Here is a 13,040-nt window from a genome sequence, read left to right as displayed (position 1 = left end):
CGTCAGGTCTTGTCTCCGTCGGGCCGCGTGGTGAAGATCGCGGCCGCGCCCGCGGGCAGGCGGTAGCTGTACGTCGTGCCGCCCCATGGGACGTCGAACGTGGCGGCTTCGCTGCCGGAGTTGTAGGTCACCTGCAGCTGGGTGCCGTCGGGGAGCGTCGCGTTCTCGCGCTGGAGGCCGGCGCTCGTGCCCGTGGCCTGCGTGGCCTTGCCCTCCGGGGCGAGGACGGAGACGTCGTGGAGGGACCACCAGCTGCCGGAACCGGCCTTGTTGACCACGCGGATGTAGCGGGCGGTGGTCTTGGGCAGCAGGATCCGGGTCACGGTGCTGCCGGGTCCGGTGGCGATGGGGTCCCCCCAGTCAGTGCCGTCGTCGGAGGTGTAGACCTCGTACTGGCGGGCGAAGTCGCCGGACGAGGCGCTGGTGTCCAGGACGATCTGGTCGAAGGCCTGGGTGGAGCCGAGGTCGAGCTGGAACCAGTCGCCGGGTTGCATGCCGTGGCCCAGGCTCCAGCGGGTGGACGCGTCGCCGTCGATCGCCTTGGACGGCGGGTCGTCCGAGCTGCTCGCGGAGGCTGTCGCCTGCCAGTTGTCGCGGGGCAGGGCCGCCTCGCCGGTGGGCGGGGTGAGCGATGCCCCGGTGGGCAGGGTGTAGCCGAGCCACTGGTCGCCGACGCGTACCTGGGGCTGCTGGGCGAGCAGGCCGCTGTCGTAGGTGATCAGGGCCTGGCTGCCGTCGGAGTTGCGGAAGGGGATGTCGACCGGGCCGATGGCGGCCGGATCACTGCTGCCCTGCTGGTTTCCGGTCCAGGTGAAGGTCGCGGCTGCTCCGGCGGCGAGGGTGTAGGTGAAGTGGCGGTCGCCCCAGCCCACGGTGAAGGTGCGTGCCGTGTTGCCGGAGTTGTAGGTGACCAGGGCGGTGGAGCCGTCGGGGTTGGTGTAGGCGACGTCCTCGATGCTGCCCTTGCCCAGGGTGTTGGAGGCGACGCGGCGGGCGCCGGGCCGGACGAACTTGCTGGCCTGCGCCAGGCCCCAGTAGTCGGCGGTCGGCGTGTAGGTCCACTTGCCGTCGGTGTTCGGGGAGATGGTCACCACGGGGCGGCAGCCCTGGCAGCCGTTGTTGGTGGGCCCGCCGCTGGAGTCGAGGGCGAGATTCCAGCGGATGACGCTCTGGGCCCAGTTCCGCGGGCCGTTGATGACGTTGTCCATCACACCGGCGAAGGCGCCCTTCTCGTCGCCCTCCCAGCTGCCGCCGGAGCACTCGCTCTGGAAGGCGGGTTTGTTGGGGTAGTCGTTGTGGACGACGGTCTGGGCCGAGACGTCTCCGGCGTAGCAGTGCCAGGCCGTGCCGGTGACCTGCCGGGCGGTCGCCGGGTCGGCGTAGAAGGATTCGGGGTAGCTGGTGACGTCCCAGTTGTGGTCGTAGCCCAGGATGCCGGTGGACAGACCCTGCTTGCGCAGCGTCGGGGCGAGGTAGCCGGTGACGAAGGTCTTGGCCTGATCGGCGGGCAGGTACATGCCCGGGTAGGTCGACGGTTCGTGCAGCGGCTCGTTCTGCGGGGTGATGTAGCGGACGGGGACGCCGGCCGCCGCGTACTCCTTGAGGAACTTCACGAAGTAGTCGGCGAGCGGCTGGTAGGCGTCCGGCTCGAGTCGGCCGCCGTTCATTGAGTCGCTGGTCTTCATCCACCCGGGCGGGCTCCACGGGGTGGCCATGAGGGTCAGCTGCGGGTTGATCTGCCGGGCCTGCTTCAGCAGGCGGATGGTGTACGACCGGTCGTGGTCGATCGTGAAGTTGGCCAGCGCAGGGTCCGTCTGGCCGGCGGGCATGTCGTCGTAGGAGTAGTTGCCGTTCACGGTGAAGTCGGTGGCGGCCATCGGCTGGCGCAGGAAGCTCAGGCCGATGCCGTCGCGGCGGCTGAAAAGGTCGCGCATCAGCGAGTTCCGCTGGCTGGGGTTGAGCTTGGTGCCGACCAGCCAGGCCGAAGAGTCGGTGAACGAGGCCCCGAAGCCGGTCATCGGCTGATACTTGCGGGTGGTGTCCACCGTGATGGTCGAACCCTCAGCGCCGGCGGGTGCCGGGCCGGTCTTCCAGGTCACCGGCGATTGTTCGGACAGGTACGTCTTGGTGGACGGGTCGGTGAGCCAGACCGACGCCCTGCCGGGCGCGGAGTCGGCCGAGGCGGGTGTGGCCGCCGGAAGGACGGGGAGCGTGGCGAGCAGGGTCGCGGCGGCTGTCAGGGAAAGGGCGGTCCGGCGTCGTTGCCGGCTGGTGGATTTCATGGTGCGGCTCCTTGCGGGCATGACGGCCTGGCACGGCGGCGCCCGTGCAGGACGTGGGTGGGGCGGGACCGGCGCGTGGGGGCCGAGTAAGGGCGCCGGAGCTGGGGTCACTTCAGGCCGGTGGTGGCGATACCGGCGACGAAGTGGCGCTGGAAGAGGAGGAAGACGACCGTCACCGGGAGCAGGACGACGACGGCTCCGGCGAGCAGGATGCCGAAGCGGGTGAAGTCCTGTCCGCTGCTGGCGAGGGCGAGGCCGACGGGGAGGGTGTACTGGCTCTCGTTCTGGGCGACGACCAGCGGCCACAGGAAGTTGTTCCAGGAGCCGAGGAAGGTGATGATCCCCAGCGTGGCGAGGGCCGGCCTGGTCAGCGGCAGAATGATCTTCCAGAAGATGGCCAGTTCACGGCAGCCGTCGACGCGTGCGGCGTCGATCAGCTCGTCCGGCAGAGTGGAGATGAACTGCCGCATCAGGAACACCCCGAAGGGGGTGGCCAGGAACGGCAGGATCAACCCGAGCAGAGAGCCGGTCAGCTGCATGTTGGCCACCAGGACGTACAACGGTACGAAGGTGACCAGGCCCGGGACCATGAGGGTCGCGATGACCACGGCGAACACGGCCCGCTGGCCACGGAATTCGAGCTTGGCCAGGGCGTAGCCGAGCATCGAGCAGAAGATGAGGTTCCCGGCGGTGACGGCGAGGGCCACGAGCACGGAGTTGGCGAACATCCTCGTGAAGTCCAGGCTGCTGAACAGCTCCTGGAAGTTCGTGAGCGTGGGGCGGGTGGGGATCAGGTCGGGCGGGATCTTGCGGATGTCCGCCTCGGGCTTGAACGCTCCGGACAGCATCCACAGGAAAGGCGTGACCATCAGCAGCAGGAGGCCGCTGAGCGGCAGGTACAGCCAGGGGCGGCCCCACTCCTGGCGGATGCGGCGACGGCGTACGGACTTCTGTACAGCGGGATCGATCGCGGTCGTGGTCATGGGGCATCAGTCCTTGTCGCGCAGTATGCGGAACTGCAGCACGGTCAGCGCGATGATGAGAACGAAGACGACGTAGCCGGCCGCCGAGGCGATGTCGTAGTTGCCGTTGCCGAACTGCTTGTAGGCGTACAACGTGGCCGACAGGGTGGAGTCCAGCGGTCCGCCGTCGGTCATGACGAACGGCTCGTCGAAGAACTGCAGGTAGCCGATGCCCGTGGTGACCGCGGTAAGGAGGAGGGCGGGGCGCAGGAGGGGGAAGGTGACCCGCCAGAACCGCTGCCAGGGCCCGGCGCCATCGAGTTCGGCGGCCTCCATCAGGGAATGGGGGACGGACTGCAGACCCGCCAGCATGATGATCATGACGGTGCCGAGGTTGCGCCACACGGCCATGAGGATCATGACGGGCAGGGCGAAACGGGTGTCGGCCAGCCAGGCCGGGCCGTCGATGCCGAACCAGGCGAGGACGGTGTTCACCAGGCCCGTGTGGGGTTCGAGGAGGGTTTTCCACACCACGGCGACGGCGACGATGCTGGTGATCACCGGCAGGTAGAAGCCGACCCGGAAGGCGGCCCGGAAGCGGCGGATGCCGCTGTCGAGGGCGACCGCCGCGGCGAGCCCGGCGGCCAGTGTCAGAGGCAGGGCCGCCAGGACGAACACGGCCGTGTTGCGCAGCGCGGTGAAGAACTGCGGGTCCTGGAAGAGCCGTACGTAGTTGTCGAGGCCGACGAACGACACGTTCAGCGGGGTGCGCAGGTCGGCGCTCTTGGTGTCGGTCAGGCTCATCAGCGTCGACCAGACGACCGGCAGCAGCATGAAGGCGAGGAACAGGGCGAGGAACGGGGCGGCGAGGACCCACGCGGCGCGGGCCTGCCGACCCCGTGCGGTGCTCCGTCGCGGCGAAGGAGCGGCCGCGGGCCGCTTGCCGGCGGCGGCCCGCTTCCGGGTGCCCTGCCCGGTGATGGTGCTGGTGGGCATGGTTGTCATCCGTCCGTACGAGGGATGCAGCGGCGCTTCAGCGGCCGGTGCCGATGCTGGTGGCCTTGGACTGCAGGGTCTTCTGCACGTCGGCGACGGTGGCCTTGCCGTAGGCGAGCTTCTCCAGCTCGGAGTCGATGGCGTCGGCGATCTGCTGCCAGGTGGTGATCGCCGGGGGCGCCTTGGTGACCTTCAGCTGGGTCTCGAAGGCGGCCATCTTCGGGTTCTCGGCGAGGTCGCCCTCCGACCACGACTGCACGGCGGCGGGCAGGTTGCCGGAGGCGTCCGCGTACTCGGCCAGGTTCTTCGGCTCGGTGAGGAACTGGACGAACTTCCAGGCCGCGTCGGCGTTGTCGGCGTCCTTGAACACCGCCAGGTCACTGCCGCCGGCCAGGCCGGCCGACTGCGTGCCCTTCGGCAGCGGCATGGTCTGCCACTTGCTGTCCAGCTCGGGCGCGTTCTTGTGCAGGTCGCCGCCGGTGCTGGGGCCCTGCTGGACGGTGCCGATCAGCCCGTTCTGGAGGTTCTGGCGGGCGTCGGTCTTGTCGTTCGGCGACAGCTTGTCCTTGAAGATGCCGCTGTAGTACTCCAGGGCCTTGGTGACCTCGGGCGAGTCGAACGTGAACTTCTTCGCGTCGGCGTCGTAGATGTCACCGCCCTGCTGCCACACCATCGGCAGCCAGAAAAGCCAGGAGTTGAAGCCGACCTGCAGTTGGGTGGCGTTGCGCAGCTTGGGGTTCTGCTTGCCCGCGGTGGCCTGGATGGTCTCGAGGTCCTTCAGGTAACCGTCCCAGTCACCGGCGGGAGCGCCCTGGATGCCGGCCTTGGTGGTGATGTCGGTCCGGTAGTAGATCACCGAGGTGTCCGCGATGAACGGGACGCCGTAGGAGGTGTCCTGGTACTTCGTGGTGTCCCACTGGCCGGGGAAGAACGCGGACTCCTTGAACGAGGCCGGGGTGGCCTGGAAGCCCTTCATGGAGGCCATCTCGGCCATCCAGGTGGAGCCGATCAAGGACATGTCCGGGGTGTTGCCGCCGGCGATCGCGGTGGTCAGCTTCTCGTGCGCGGCGTCCCACGGCACCGCGGTGATCTGAACGGTGACGTCCGGGTTCTGCTGCTCGAACTTCTTCGCCAGGCTCTGCAGGTCCTTGTCGGCCTTGTCGCCCATGGACCACATGACCAGCTTGCCCTTGGCCTTGCCGCTGCTGATCTTCGTAGGGGCGTTGTCGGCGGCCGAGGAGTCGTCGCTGCGGCCGCAGCCGGTGGCCAGCAGGGCCGCCGCGACGGTGGCACAGGCGATCTGGAGGGTTCTGGTGGCGGGACGGAGGGTGCTCATGGTTGCGGCTCCTTGCGGTCGTGCTGAACAGGGCGCGGGGGGTGGGGCAAAAGGGACGGGCAGGCCGGGACGGCTCAGACTGCGGGGTACAGGCGGCCGTCGTCGACGGCCACCTCTGCGGTGAGACGCGGATCACGGCTGGAGCGTCCGACGTGCAGGCGGTAGCGGCCGGGCGGAGTACGCCACGCGCTCGCCTCGCTGTCCCAGATCCGGAAGACGCGGGCAGGCACGCACACCTCGGCGGTGACGCGTGCGCCCGGTTCCGCCTGGACCGTGGCGAACCCGGCGAGCAGGCGCACCGGCCGGTCGGTGCCGTCCTGCGGCGGCTCCAGATAGACCTGGACGACCTCACGGCCGGCCCGGGAGCCGCTGTTGGTCAGTTCCACGGTCAGGTCGAGCCCGTCTCCGCCCGCGGGGCTGGGCAGAGTGGCGGAGACGGGAGTCGGGGAGAGGGTGACGGACTCGTACGTCCATCGGGTCCAGCCGAGTCCGTGGCCGAATGGGAAGGCCGGGACGAGCCCGTCGCGGTCCCAGGCCCGATGACCGACGTGGACGCCCTCGGTGTAGTCCACGATGCCGTCGCGAGGGCGGGCGTCGGGGACGGGGACGTCCTCGGCGCGGGCGGGCAGCGTCCAGGGCAGGCGGCCCGACGGCTCAGTACGGCCGAGCAGCACATCGGCGAGCGCGTGCCCGGCCTCCTGGCCCGGCAGCCATGACCACAGCAGGGCGGGGGCTTCGTCGGCCCAGGGCAGCAGCACGGGGGCGCCGGCGTTGACGACCACGATGGTGCGCGGGTTGGCGGCGATCACCTTGCGGACCAGGTCGTCCTGGTGGCCGGGCAGGTCGAGACCGGTGCGGTCCCAGCCCTCGGACTCGACCTCCTCGTTGGTGCCCACCACGACGATCGCCACATCGGCGGCCTGGGCCGCGGCGGCGGCTTCGGCGATCTCCTCGTAGGGGGTGGTCCCCGGTGGAGTGTGCCGTAGCTGGGCGGTGACGAACCGGCCGTAGCCACCGGCCTCGACGACGGTGAGGTCCAGGGCGAGGGCAAGCCTGCGCCCTTGCGGCCCCACCTCGACGTCGATCCCCCGCATCGGCGGGTGGGCGTGGCTGGACTCCAGCACCAACTCCACACCCCGGTCGTCGTCCCCGGCCAGGACCTCCTCGCCGTCGAGGCTGACGCTGAAGCGCCCCGCGCAGCCGAACTCCAGGCGGTGCGTGCCTGGTTCGGTGAGGGTCAGCTCCGTGCGGAGCAAGACCAGGTGGGTCTGCGGGGCGAAGCCGTCGTACATGGTCCAGTCGCCGGTGGCGCGGGCCTCGCCGCCGATGCGGTTGCCCTCGGCGTCCAGGTGGTCGGCGCGTACGCCCGTCTCGCCCGTCTCGGGGTCGGTGAGCAATGCGGCCGAGGCGTACGGCAGGCGCAGGCGGGCGTCGCCGCCCCGGTGCACGGTCAGCCGGACGTCCTCGGGGAGCGCGGCGCGCAGCCCTTCCTCGTAGGAGACGGTGCGTACCGCCGGGACGAAGGCACTGCCGCCGCCCTGGAGGTACGGCGCCACTGCGTTGGGGCCGATCAGGGCGACGCTGCGGATACCGGTCGGCGTCAGCGGCAGCAGGTCGGCCTCGTCGCGGAGCAGGACCGTGCCGCGGGCGGCGACCTCGCGCAACAACCGGTACTCCTCCGGAGCGGGCTCGGACGACACGGGGGCCGGCACCGGCTCGTCGAGCGCGCCGACGTGGCGAGCCAGGTGCAGCAGCCGCAGCACCTTGTCGTCGATGACGTGTTCATCCACCTCGCCAGCGCGCACGGCCGACGCGAGCGCGTCACCCCACGGGCCGTCGGGCCCGGGCATCACCAGATCGAGACCGCCCACCGCCGAGGCCGCGGTGGACCGGGTCGCGGCCCAGTCACTGACCACGGGCCCGGAGAAACCCCACTCGCCCTTCAGCAGCTCGCGCAGCAGCCTCGCGTTCTCGGTCATCGACGCCGACACGGTCCCGTCGTCCAGGCCCGAGTACGCGGCCATCACGCTCCACGGCTCGGCCTCGGCGAGGACCTGCTCGAAGGGAGCGAGGTAGACCTCCCGCAGGGTCCGCTCGTCCAGCCGGGCGCGGTACTCGGTGCGGTCGGTCTCGGAGTCGTTGGCGACGAAGTGCTTCAGGCAGGCGCCCACGCCCCGGCTCTGCAGGCCGCGCACGACGGCGGCGGCCAGGGTGCCGGTGAGCAGGGGGTCCTCGGAGAAGTACTCGAAGTGCCGCCCGGCGACCGGGGTGCGCTGCAGGTTCACCACCGGTGCCAGCACCACGTCGACGCCCTTGCGGCGCGCCTCCGTGGCGAACAGCTCGCCCAGGCGCTCGGCGAGGTCGGTGTCCCAGGCCGCCGCCAGCGCACTGGGAGCGGGGGCAAGCAGGCCGGTCTCGTCAGGGTCGTCACCGGTCCCCCGTACGCCCTGCGGCCCGTCGGACATCGTCACCGCGGACAGCCCGAGCCGGGGCTCGGACGGGAGTCTCCACAGGTCCGCGCCGGTCAGCAGGCGGACCTTGGAGTCCAGGTCCAGGCCGCGGAGGCGGTCGCGGAGCTCGGTGTCATCGGGGAGGGCAGGGCGGCTCATGCTCGTCCTTCCAGGCCGCGGTGCGGCACGAAGCGGGCGGAACGGGAGCAGGAAAGCACACTTACTAAGTACTTAGTAAGTCCTTGTGCGTAAGTTCTTTCTCAGGTTTGATCGGAGGGTGACCACTGATCGACAGCCCCGTAGACTCCGCACGATGAGCGAGAGCACGCCGAACGGGGAGCGGCAGCCCCGCACGGGAAGAAGCCTCAAAGCCCAGCAGCGACGGCAGGAAATCCTGCAGATCGCCATGGACACCTTCGCCGCCCGCGGCTACAACAACGCCTCCCTCCAGGAGATCGCCGACCGCGCCGGAGTCACCCAGGCCGGCGTCCTGCACTACTTCCGCTCCAAGGCCCAGCTGCTCACCAGCGTCCTGGACCTGCGTGACGCGACCGACATCGAACAACTCGGCCCCGACCGCCCCCGCGGCCTGGCCTTCCTGCGCCACCTGGTCGACACCGTCCGCCGCAACACCGAACGCGAAGGCATCGTCCGGCTCTACGCCGTCCTCTCTGCGGAAAGCGTCACCGAAGACCACCCGGCCCAGGACTACTTCCGCGAGCGTTACGCGGGCCTGCGTGCGTTCGTCACCGAGGCTCTCGCCGAGGCATCCGAACTCGGCGAGACGCGGCCCGATCTCGACCTCGAAGAGGCAGCCACCGCGATCATCGCCGTCATGGACGGCCTCCAGATCCAGTGGCTGCTCGCCCCCGACTCCGTCAACATGGCCGCCGTCACGGACCGGGTCATCAACGCGCTCCTGGCCGACCTGTCAGGCGAGCCCGCCTGACGGCGAGCTTGTCACCCGCATCCGTCTGCCGGACTCTCTAAGCGCCGTCACTTCCCAAGCTGGGAGCGCGAGTTCGATTCTCGTCACCCGCTCCACGAAGAAGAAGGCCCAGGTCAGAGACCTGGGCCCTTTTGCTGTCCGCTGTGATCACTGGCCGCGTGCCGGATTCGCGCCCGAACGCTGCTCGCCGGACGGAGGTCCGGCAGAGGGTGGAGAGCTCCTCATGGGGCCTCATCGCCGCCGTCAGTGCCGTAGGAAACCCACGCACCGATCAATCCTGCCCGGCCTGTCTTTGCACCTGCTCCAGAACCTGTTTCGCGGAGCTCGCCCCGTTGAAGAGGTTGCTCCCATGCTGGTTGAGCAGTTGGTTGACCCGCTCCCAGTGTTTCGTCGTACGCAGAGGAATCGCCGTGGCGTTGGCGGCTTCGAGGACCTCTCGGGCACCGGCAATGCGGGCGTTCTCGTACCACGCGTGCTGTGCCGACTCACGTGACGGAAAGGCACGTCCCACCCCGCCGAGCCACTCCAGTTGCTTCTTGGCGGTCATCAGCGTGATCGCCTTGAACGCTCGTTCCGGGTCCGGGCAGGACTTGGAGATGCCGAACCCGGAACCGGCCGAGTACGTCCTGCTGCCGTCCGGGCCGGCGGGAATCGTGGTCAGGCCCACTTGGAAGCCGGCCTGGTTCTTCAGGTTCAGCAACGCCCACGGACCGCTGGCGCCCATGGCCACGTTGCCGCTGAGGAACTCCCTGTCGGCGAACAGGGGATCGGCCTCGGGCACGCGGGGGGCGACCTTCTTCCTGGCCGCCAGGTCGGCGTACCACTGCACGCCGTTGGTCATGGCGGGGGTGGTCAGTCGCAGTTTGCCCGCCCCGTCGGCCGGCTGCGCCCCGGTCTTGGTCAGCACCATGGGAAACATCCACACATCCTGAGGCGACGCGACGAACCCGTACCTCCGGTCCCCGGTCAGCTCACGAGCGACCGACTCGAACTCGGCCAGAGTCCATCCCGGCTCGGGCTCCGGCACCCCCGCGTCGCGGAACATGTCCCTGTTGTACGTGAGGATCACCGGGCCGACGTCGTACGGCAGCGCGTACTGCTTCCCGTCGGCACTCAGCCCCTCCATGACGGACTTGTCGAAGTCCGTCACATCGAACTTGTTCTTGGCGATCAGATCGTCGAGCGGCAGCATGCCCTGGGTGTAGCCCGTGGTGCGGAGCGACTGCATCGAGACGATGCAGGGCGCATCGCCGCTGCCGAAACGGGCGCCCAGCTTGGCGAAGTAGTCATCGAAGGACGAGGTCTCAAGCTTGATCGTGAGCTGCGGATCTTCGCGGGACACCCGGTCCGCGAGTTCATGCCAGACCTGCTGTTCCTCACCACCGCTGGCCCACATCGACCAGGTCAACGGCTTCGAGCCGCCGCCGTCGGCGTCGCATGCCATGACCAGCGTCCCGGCCAGCGCCAGGGCGACGGCTGCTCTCGCTGCGATGCGCACCCCTGTCATGACATGCCCATATGTCCTTTTGATCGAGATATGAATGCATTATGACATGGCGCACACTTGCGCATGTGTCGCTGCACCGCCGGGTTGTGCACGGCCCGGCCACACCGGGCTGCCGGGCCTGCCGGGACCGTAGGCGGTTCGCGATCAACCGGATGCGAGCCCTGCTCTACAGCACGCGCCCGCCCCTGGAACGTGCTCTCGACCACGGCACCGCCGGGCCGCGACCGTCACCCTCCACGGCGTCGTACCAGGTCAGGCTGCGGCGCGGTCACGCCTGTCGCGCTGCGATGTGGCCAGGTAGGCGACGAGGACCAGGATGGCGAGTGTCCACGCCAGGGTGACCGGCTCCAGTCCCAGAGCGAGGCCGCCGCGGGAGCGGGTCACTGCCATCCAGTCGGCGAGCGAGGCGCCGAGGGGGCGGGTGAGGACGTATGCGGACCAGAAGGCGGCCACCGCGTTCAGACCGCTGAAGCGGTGGGCCAGAGCGGGCACGCAGATCGCGGCCGCGAAGAGGACGACCGAGCCCAGGTAGCCGAGGCCGGCGGTGGCGGTGAGATCGCCCGCGGCGGTGCCGAGGGCGAACGTGGCGAGGACGGCCGCCCAGTAGAACGTCTCGCGCCGGCGGGTCTGGATGCTGTGGATGGACAGCGTGCGCTCGCTCGCGTACCAGAGGACGAAGACGGCGGCCAGGACGGCGAGGAACGCGGGGGTCGAGACCGTGTAGGGGACGCCGAGGCCGACGTGGAGGACGTCGGCCGCCATCGTGCCGAAGACGCTGACCATGACGACGGCGGTCCAGTAGGCCCAAGCGATGTGCCGGCGGACGGCCAACTGGACGGCCAGTGAGGCCACCAGGGCGATACCGCCCGTGGCGACCGCCGGTATCGGGCCCAGCACACGGGCCAGGAGGTCGGACGCCGTCTCTCCCATCCCGGTGGTCAGCACCTTGATGATCCAGAAGAAGGCCGTCACTTCGGGCACCTTGTTCGCCATCGGGCGCAGGGGAAGGCGGGGCCGGTCGTCCAGGTCGTCAAAGAGGTGCTGTGTCGTCATGGCCCGCACGATGACACGGTCGACCACCCGCTCCCCAGCCCGCTTTGCCATGGTTTTTGGGCTTCTGGTGGATAAGTTTCCCTTCATCACCTGAAGTTCCGAATGTGAAGGGGCAGGTCAGCGCGACGCCTCGCCCTGCGCCACCTCCACCTCGTGGTGGAAGGTGACCACGCCGGCCGCCGCCGCACAGGCCGAGAACGCCGTGCAGGCGACGAGGAGCAGGGCGATCCAGGAGGGCGTGCGGGGGCGGTGCGCAGGAGGCGCGAGGAGGGCCGCGACGCGCTGCGGTACGGGGCCGGTCGTCGCGGCCGAGGCGAAGTCCGGGCGGGTGGAGTGCGTGGCGTGGGTGGCGAGGGCGGCGCGGGCGATCGCCCGCGCGGTCAGGTGGCGGTCGCCGACGGCGATGGCGGCGGCCTCGTCGGCGACGCGTTCCGCGGCGAGTTGGACGGTGTCGCGGAGGCGGCGCAGGCCGGGGTGGCAGTGCGCCGCGAGTTCCGCGGCGAGCAGGAAGCGGTAGTGGTGGCCCGCGTTGTGGGCGCGCTCGTGGGCGAAGAGGGCTTCGCGCTCAGCGGGGCCGAGACTGCGGAGCATCGCGGTGGTGACGACGATGCGGTGCGGTCGGCCGGGCAGGGCGTAGGCGTCCGGGTGAGGCGAGTCGACGACGCACAGGTCGCCCGCGGCGGGGCTGCGGTCTGCCTGTCTGCGGGCGGTGCGGAAGGCATGGATCTGGCGCACGGCCGAGCGCAGCAGCCTCCAGGCGCTCACGGTGAGAATGCCGGTGGCCGCCGCGGCCACGGGCAGGACGAGGGTGTCCGGCGGTGTGGGCAGGGGACGGACGAGCTCGCCGAGCGCGGCGAAGAGGGGCAGCTTGAGCAGGCCCGTCAGAACCAGCGCGCCGAGCGCGGACACGGAGGCTCCGGCCAGTACGAGCGCGGCGAGGGTCAGCGTCCGCAGCGCGGCGACGGGGCCGAGGCGGTCGAGTGCGCGCCCGGCCAGCGGCCGGACGGCGAACGGCAGGAACAACGGGACGAGCAGCAGGATCAGCAGCGGAGCGGTCATTGCTCACCCGATTCCAGGAGTTCGCGCAGGATCCGCTCGTCGTCGGTGCTGAGCCGGGCGACGAAGCGGGCCAGGACCGTCTCCCGGTCGGTGTCCCGGTCGAGTTCGCTGTGCATGCGGCGGGCGGTGAGGCCGGGGGCGTCCTCGACGGGGAAGTACGCGTAGCCGCGTCCCTGCCGCTCGCGGCCGACGACGCCCTTGTCGTGCAGGCGGGTCAGGATCGTGGTGACGGTGGTGCGAGCCAGGTCCACGGCGAGGTCGGCCTGCACCTGCCCGGGTGTGCGCGGGCCGCCGGCGCCCCACAGCGCGGCCATGACACTGGCCTCGAGCTCGCCCGCCGGCCGTCGTTCGTCCTTCGCGTCGCTCATGGGAACGATCCTCACCCCGCCATCGTCTACAGTGCAGTAGACCGTCTACAGGATTGTAGTCACTCGGGCGCCGTGTCC

10 protein-coding genes are annotated in these 13,040 nt (G+C 70.0%); 1 reads left to right on the top strand and 9 read right to left on the bottom strand.

The features are described 5' to 3' along the window. Positions 1–2: 2 nt before the first annotated feature. The 5 genes from ACIRDU_RS13890 to ACIRDU_RS13870 all read right to left on the bottom strand — a co-directional run bounded on the left by ACIRDU_RS13890 (position 3) and on the right by ACIRDU_RS13870 (position 8,185). Positions 3–2,282 (bottom strand): discoidin domain-containing protein, encoded by a 2,280-nt coding sequence (locus tag ACIRDU_RS13890; RefSeq protein WP_403578353.1) that lies wholly within the window; start codon positions 2,280–2,282, stop codon positions 3–5. 107 nt (positions 2,283–2,389) lie between these two features. Next, the gene (locus ACIRDU_RS13885) at positions 2,390–3,265 is read right to left on the bottom strand and encodes a carbohydrate ABC transporter permease (RefSeq protein ID WP_403578350.1); all 876 of its coding nucleotides are present in this window, start codon (positions 3,263–3,265) and stop codon (positions 2,390–2,392) included. 6 nt (positions 3,266–3,271) lie between these two features. Then, positions 3,272–4,249: a carbohydrate ABC transporter permease gene (locus tag ACIRDU_RS13880; protein WP_403578347.1), complete on the bottom strand. Its 978-nt coding sequence runs from the start codon at positions 4,247–4,249 to the stop codon at positions 3,272–3,274. 28 nt (positions 4,250–4,277) lie between these two features. Then, positions 4,278–5,576: an extracellular solute-binding protein gene (locus ACIRDU_RS13875; protein ID WP_403578344.1), complete on the bottom strand. Its 1,299-nt coding sequence runs from the start codon at positions 5,574–5,576 to the stop codon at positions 4,278–4,280. A 74-nt stretch (positions 5,577–5,650) separates the two neighbouring features. Then, positions 5,651–8,185, bottom strand: coding sequence for a beta-glucosidase (locus ACIRDU_RS13870; protein WP_403578341.1), 2,535 nt, complete (start codon positions 8,183–8,185; stop codon positions 5,651–5,653). 154 nt (positions 8,186–8,339) lie between these two features. Between ACIRDU_RS13870 and ACIRDU_RS13865 the strand changes: the two genes are divergently transcribed. Further along, a complete protein-coding gene (locus ACIRDU_RS13865) occupies positions 8,340–8,975 on the top strand; it encodes a TetR family transcriptional regulator (protein WP_403578338.1) in 636 nt (211 codons plus the stop codon). A gap of 271 nt (positions 8,976–9,246) precedes the next feature. Here ACIRDU_RS13865 and ACIRDU_RS13860 read toward each other — a convergent pair whose 3' ends face one another. The 4 genes from ACIRDU_RS13860 to ACIRDU_RS13845 all read right to left on the bottom strand — a co-directional run bounded on the left by ACIRDU_RS13860 (position 9,247) and on the right by ACIRDU_RS13845 (position 12,962). Next, positions 9,247–10,482 (bottom strand): ABC transporter substrate-binding protein, encoded by a 1,236-nt coding sequence (locus ACIRDU_RS13860; protein WP_403578335.1) that lies wholly within the window; start codon positions 10,480–10,482, stop codon positions 9,247–9,249. Positions 10,483–10,734: 252 nt separating this feature from the next. Further along, on the bottom strand, positions 10,735–11,535 hold the full coding sequence (locus ACIRDU_RS13855; protein ID WP_403579005.1) for a hypothetical protein: 801 nt from the start codon (positions 11,533–11,535) through the stop codon (positions 10,735–10,737). A 117-nt stretch (positions 11,536–11,652) separates the two neighbouring features. Continuing rightward, complete coding sequence (locus ACIRDU_RS13850; RefSeq protein WP_403578332.1) at positions 11,653–12,594, bottom strand: M56 family metallopeptidase; 942 nt, start codon at positions 12,592–12,594, stop codon at positions 11,653–11,655. Then, a complete protein-coding gene (locus ACIRDU_RS13845) occupies positions 12,591–12,962 on the bottom strand; it encodes a BlaI/MecI/CopY family transcriptional regulator (RefSeq protein ID WP_403578329.1) in 372 nt (123 codons plus the stop codon). Before ACIRDU_RS13845 ends, ACIRDU_RS13850 begins: the two co-directional genes overlap by 4 nt. Between the last annotated feature and the right edge of the window lie 78 nt (positions 12,963–13,040).

Source organism: Streptomyces sp. NPDC093598 (assembly GCF_044764825.1).
Classification (GTDB): domain Bacteria; phylum Actinomycetota; class Actinomycetes; order Streptomycetales; family Streptomycetaceae; genus Streptomyces.
This window is presented reverse-complemented; position numbering and strand designations above follow the sequence as displayed.

What these genes read in the sequence shown, in the direction of transcription:
- ACIRDU_RS13885 (WP_403578350.1), bottom strand. Translation starts at nt 3,265, where the DNA reads ATGACCACGACCGCGATCGATCCCGCTGTACAGAAGTCCGTACGCCGT.
- ACIRDU_RS13860 (WP_403578335.1), bottom strand. Translation starts at nt 10,482, where the DNA reads ATGACAGGGGTGCGCATCGCAGCGAGAGCAGCCGTCGCCCTGGCGCTG.
- ACIRDU_RS13880 (WP_403578347.1), bottom strand. Translation starts at nt 4,249, where the DNA reads ATGACAACCATGCCCACCAGCACCATCACCGGGCAGGGCACCCGGAAG.
- ACIRDU_RS13855 (WP_403579005.1), bottom strand. Translation starts at nt 11,535, where the DNA reads ATGACGACACAGCACCTCTTTGACGACCTGGACGACCGGCCCCGCCTT.
- ACIRDU_RS13845 (WP_403578329.1), bottom strand. Translation starts at nt 12,962, where the DNA reads ATGAGCGACGCGAAGGACGAACGACGGCCGGCGGGCGAGCTCGAGGCC.
- ACIRDU_RS13850 (WP_403578332.1), bottom strand. Translation starts at nt 12,594, where the DNA reads ATGACCGCTCCGCTGCTGATCCTGCTGCTCGTCCCGTTGTTCCTGCCG.
- ACIRDU_RS13890 (WP_403578353.1), bottom strand. Translation starts at nt 2,282, where the DNA reads ATGAAATCCACCAGCCGGCAACGACGCCGGACCGCCCTTTCCCTGACA.
- ACIRDU_RS13875 (WP_403578344.1), bottom strand. Translation starts at nt 5,576, where the DNA reads ATGAGCACCCTCCGTCCCGCCACCAGAACCCTCCAGATCGCCTGTGCC.
- ACIRDU_RS13865 (WP_403578338.1), top strand. Translation starts at nt 8,340, where the DNA reads ATGAGCGAGAGCACGCCGAACGGGGAGCGGCAGCCCCGCACGGGAAGA.
- ACIRDU_RS13870 (WP_403578341.1), bottom strand. Translation starts at nt 8,185, where the DNA reads ATGAGCCGCCCTGCCCTCCCCGATGACACCGAGCTCCGCGACCGCCTC.